Annotated in this window: 5 protein-coding genes and 1 riboswitch; of the genes, 2 read left to right on the top strand and 3 right to left on the bottom strand. The window is 40.1% G+C overall.

Annotated features, from left to right (window positions below; translation table 11 throughout):
* A partial coding sequence (locus tag ACFVSH_RS22850) for an alpha/beta hydrolase (RefSeq protein ID WP_387707982.1) occupies window positions 1-625 on the top strand: 625 nt, incomplete at its 5' end.
* 83 nt (window positions 626-708) lie between these two features.
* Here ACFVSH_RS22850 and ACFVSH_RS22845 read toward each other — a convergent pair.
* Window positions 709-1,422 (bottom strand): DUF421 domain-containing protein, encoded by a 714-nt coding sequence (locus ACFVSH_RS22845; RefSeq protein WP_369619409.1) that lies wholly within the window; start codon window positions 1,420-1,422, stop codon window positions 709-711.
* A 203-nt stretch (window positions 1,423-1,625) separates the two neighbouring features.
* Window positions 1,626-1,726, top strand: a riboswitch (purine riboswitch).
* Window positions 1,727-1,892: 166 nt separating this feature from the next.
* On the opposite strand from ACFVSH_RS22845, the gene ACFVSH_RS22840 reads away from it, so the two are divergent.
* Window positions 1,893-3,086 (top strand): nucleoside transporter C-terminal domain-containing protein, encoded by a 1,194-nt coding sequence (locus ACFVSH_RS22840; protein ID WP_387707979.1) that lies wholly within the window; start codon window positions 1,893-1,895, stop codon window positions 3,084-3,086.
* A gap of 88 nt (window positions 3,087-3,174) precedes the next feature.
* Here ACFVSH_RS22840 and ACFVSH_RS22835 read toward each other — a convergent pair whose 3' ends face one another.
* Window positions 3,175-4,326, bottom strand: coding sequence for a CAP domain-containing protein (locus ACFVSH_RS22835; RefSeq protein ID WP_387707977.1), 1,152 nt, complete (start codon window positions 4,324-4,326; stop codon window positions 3,175-3,177).
* Window positions 4,327-4,356: 30 nt separating this feature from the next.
* The gene (locus ACFVSH_RS22830) at window positions 4,357-4,662 is read right to left on the bottom strand and encodes a hypothetical protein (RefSeq protein ID WP_387600981.1); all 306 of its coding nucleotides are present in this window, start codon (window positions 4,660-4,662) and stop codon (window positions 4,357-4,359) included.
* Between the last annotated feature and the right edge of the window lie 209 nt (window positions 4,663-4,871).

Raw genomic sequence — 4,871 nt, 5'->3', positions numbered from 1 at the left:
CGACTATACTTGCCACGGACCTCTTTATAGTGGGCACGGAGTATCAGCCGAGGAACTTGTTAAAACAGGTCCAAAGGAATGGTGGAAAGATGTAGTTGATGGTTATAATTTCCTTAAGGATGAAGGCTATGAGGAAATTGCTGTTGTGGGAATTTCTTTAGGAGGAGTTTTCTCATTAAAAGTGGGAATTGAATTGCCTGTAACAGGGGTGGTTTCAATGTGTGCTCCGACGAAAGGAAAAAGTATCGATCGACAAAAGAACCGCTTGCTCAATTATGCACAGGCTTATAAGAAGTTTGAGGGCAAAGATGCAGACCAAATTGCTGCAGAAGTGAAGCTGCTGGCAGAAGAGCCTATGCCTCAACTAAAAGATGTGTTGAATATTATAAATGAGACAGGTGAAGATTTAGATTTGATCACATCACCAACTCTTGTTTTACAAGGGCGTTTGGATGATCCCGACTATACGGAGAGTGCTACAGCGATTTTCAATGAAGTCGATACGCAGCATAAACACTTGATATGGTATGAAAAATCAGGTCATATCATCACATTGGGTAAGGAACGTAATCAAGTGTATGAAGATGTTTATAAGTTCTTGAATACACTGAATTGGTCGGAGTAATAAGCGAGTTAATAAATCCCCTTTACGTTGACGTGTTATAAGCCTACATGCATACGTAGGCTTTACACAATGTTTAGGGGTTTTTATTTTGGCTCTTTGTAGAAAAAAACCTTTAAGTTATCGTTATTATCAAGAGTTGCCAATAAAATATCGTTCACGTCGGCATTATAGGTTGTTTTGATTTCTTTTTTCAGCCATTCTTCGTCTTTACCGCCCCTATTTAATTCTTTAGAATCAATCGTCCCTTCTTTAATAATCGTTTTAGGAAAATTGAAGTCAGTTGTTGCTAGGTGCATATCTGCTGGTGTTACCGCTTCATATTGAGGGTATAAAAACAATGAAATGGTACCGCCCGGTTCCCATAGTGCAAGGGATACCTTTTGAATATCTTCGACCTTTTCTTTTCTTAACTCCGATAATAAATCATCGATGGAGATTCGGGCCCTTGATAGGCTTTTGTAAATGATTTGTCCATTTTCGATAAGCGGAAAAGGGGCGGAGTCAAAAAAACTACGGAGTTTCCCCCACTTAAGGCTCATAAACAAACTGATTATATATAAGATGACCAATGCAAAGGCCGTGATCATTGAGCCCTTCAAGCCTGACTGTTCATCAGACAAAGGGCGGGCAAGAATGTTCCCAATAGTTAACGCCATTATGAAATCAAGTAATCTTAACTGGGAAATGGACCGTTGCCCCATCAATTTAACCAAAAAAATTAGGAAGAAAAAGGATATGATGGCTCTTAAAGTCCACTCAAATGCAGTAAGAGTTTCCTGGCTATGAAAAAAATCCACAAAAATTCACGTCCTTATTTCCTGTGTTAGTAAGGTGCATTGAAACAACTGGGAGGGTTTAAGCCAGCTTCTTCATTAGTATTACCCAACATGGCCACTTGGAGACTTCCTTGACTGTTTTCGAAAAATTTATATTAATATAACAACTTTGAAACGTATTGTAATTAAAAATAAACTGATTTAAAATGATATCTTTCCTGAGAAATTCATTAAAAAAATATCCTTGTATAATATCAGTGATGATGGTCTGATAGTTTCTACCTGGCAGCCGTAATGCCGGACTACAAGGAAGTATGAAAATAGAAGAGATGAACAGGTTTTGGTTGGCTTGAACAGGCTTGATCCACAAAACATTTCAAGAAGGCTCTTACTTTTTCACACTTTCTTCCTGCGGCTGAAAGTGTAAAAAGGTGAGGGCTTTTTATATAAAAAAATGAATGGGAAATAATATATCCAAAGGGGATGAAATCATGTATTTCTTATTGAATATACTAGGTGTTTTGGTTGTAATGGGCATCGTTTACCTTTGTTCACCTAATAAAAGGAACGTTAAGTGGAAAGCCATTCTTACCTTGCTGGTTCTCGAATTACTTATCACATGGTTCATGTTATCCACTAAAATTGGGGCATGGGTCATCAATCTGATCGCTTCATTCTTCACCTGGTTGATTGAATGTGCGAATGAAGGAATTTCTTTTGTCTTTCCTTCACTTATGGCGAATGAACATGTGGATTTCTTTTTCAGCGCATTGATGCCAATTATCTTCATTATCACGTTTTTTGATGTTTTATCGTATTTCGGTATACTTACCTGGATCATTGATAAAGTGGGATGGCTCATCTCAAAAGTATCCGGTTTGCCAAAACTTGAGAGTTTCTTTTCGATCCAAATGATGTTCCTAGGGAATACCGAGGCACTTGCCGTTCTCCGCATGCAGCTCAGTGCGATTAAGGATCAACGTCTTTTGACATTTGGAATCATGAGCATGAGCAGCATCAGTGGTTCAATCATTGGCGCCTACCTCTCCATGGTACCGGCAACCTATGTTTTTGTAGCGATACCTTTGAACTGCTTAAATGCCTTGCTGATAGCAAACATGCTGAATCCCGTCGACGTCACTAAAGAGGAAGACGTTGTTTATGTACCTTCTAAAGAGGAACGGAAAGATTTCTTTTCCACCATTTCCAACAGTATGCTTGTCGGGGCCAAAATGGTCTTCGTCATCATGGCAATGGTTATCGGCTATGTGGCCTTAACGGCCAGTGTAAACGGCATTTTCGGTTTCTTTGTGGATGGCTTGACCATTCAAAAGATTTTCTCTGTCATTTTTAGTCCATTTGCATTCCTGCTTGGACTATCTGGGCATGATGCCATGTACGTCGCTCAATTGATGGGAATCAAGCTTGCCACGAATGAGTTCGTTGCCTTGCTCGATTTAAAAGATAAAGTCAGTACATTGCCTCCGCATACAGTTGCTGTGGCTGTCACTTATCTGACGTCATTTGCCAACTTCAGTACAGTGGGCATGATTTATGGAACGTTCAATTCCATCCTCAACGATGAGAAATCGAACATCATCGGAAGGAATGTTTGGAAATTGCTGGTTAGCGGGATGGCTGTTTCCTTGCTGAGTGCCATGGTCGTTGGGTTATTCGTTTGGTGATCTAAAACAAGGGCATCCATTTTTTTTAATGGATGCCCTTTCTTGTGTGAAAAAGCTGTGCTGGATTTTCCCATGCACAGCTTTTTATTCATTTCGTCAAATAGTTTTCCGTATAATATGGTTTATTTTCCTCGTCGAAGGCAACTCCGACACCGAGCGATTTAAAATCCTTCTGCAATTTATTTTCCCTGTGGCCAATGGAATTCATTAGGCCCTCATGGGCAAAAATACTGCTATTCTGACCGGCAGCCAGGTTTTCCCCCGCCATTCGAAAAGTGATTTTGTCATCTTCCATCCGGTCGAACGGGGATTCTCCTTCAAGGTTTGTATGGTTGAAGTATTGATTAACGGCCATATCTTTACTATGATCCTGTGCCGTGACCTTCACTCGTTTATCCCATGAAAGCACTGAGAGATCATGATTGACCCGTGATGCATTGGTCAAATCGAATAATTGATATTCAAAGCCCTTCTTTAATTCGGGGCCGGCTTCTGCAAAATAGCCGCTCTTTTGCTTTTCGAGTTTTGCGTCGATGATTTGGATTGCCGTGACTGTATTTTTTTCATGTTTGTCATAAAAAATGGTTACATAGCTATTATCCATTTCAAACATATCGTATTCGCCGCTGTCACTTCGAATCTGGTAATAGACGTTTCCTTTAAGCAGTTTTGTTACAGGCTCCCCCATTTTCCCGGTCACGGTTTCTTTGGGAGTGCCGCGTTTAATGCCTTCCTTCGAGGAAATCAAATCTTGATTCGTATATAAACCGACAACTTTATTGTTGTCATCGTAGGCAACCATGAAGAAATTTTGATAATTTTCGTGATAGGCGAACCAGTCCACGCCATATTCATTACGCGTATTCCGCTTAGCTTCACCAGCCAATTTTTCTACATCATCCTTCGTGTCGCCAATTTCAATATTATGGACCGAGAAGGAAGCATCAGCAGGTGCTTCCAGTGCTGGTTTTTTCACTTTTTCTGTTTCCTGCGATTCTTTTTCAGAAGCGGAATCCAATGTTTCCGTCACCGAGCCGATGATACTGCTGACCCCAGTACTCAGTTTTTCCAAGGCAGTCGTAACCTCGGGCCCGGTTATAAAGGAGCGGACATCCGTTGCAAAGGCACTGGCCCCCGCTTTGAATCCAGACTCCTGAATATCTTTACCATATCCATACCATAATCCAGAGAGTAGGAGTATGAGGACCACAATATTAAACAATTTCCGCAAATCGTTCACTCCTGCTCTATCCAGGATATAGAATCCCGATTAATGAAAGATCATCTGCAGCACACTTAAAACAGGCGGGGTACATAGCAAAAATACTGAACACAGAATGAGGATTTGTGAGGCAATTTTGGGGAGCTTTTCCTTCCCTTTTCCCGAATACCAGCCACTGAACTGAAGTTTATTTCTGTACCAGACGAATAATAAAAGCAGAATGGCAATCGAGCCTTGCCAGCCATACTGATTCACTCCGATGTTTGTATATATGCCGTTTACAATGGTCGAAATGATTGTTCCGGCTATCCCGAATATTAGTATGATACGTATCAATTCTAATAAGACCCTCATATGTCACCCCTTGGTTTCATCATTATACTTCTTCGTTTACAAAATAAAAAATTTTAAGTTGTTCATTACATATTATACCAAAAAGGAGAGGGGGTAAAACGGTGTGAAGTTTATTGTTAGGAAGTTAAACCAGGAACATTCAATTTATACAAAAGGCTCTTTTCGTAAAGATTGTTGTTTTTAAAACGAAACGATTTAAGGTTGATTGG

Origin of the sequence: Peribacillus sp. NPDC058002, assembly GCF_042886655.1 — a bacterium.
GTDB lineage: Bacteria > Bacillota > Bacilli > Bacillales > DSM-1321 > Peribacillus > Peribacillus aracenensis.
Note: the sequence above shows the minus strand (reverse complement) of the source record. Positions and strands in the feature narration are given on the sequence as shown.

Coding starts and splice junctions, on each gene's coding strand:
- ACFVSH_RS22840 (WP_387707979.1), top strand. CDS start 1,893: ATGTATTTCTTATTGAATATACTAGGTGTTTTGGTTGTAATGGGCATC.
- ACFVSH_RS22830 (WP_387600981.1), bottom strand. CDS start 4,662: ATGAGGGTCTTATTAGAATTGATACGTATCATACTAATATTCGGGATA.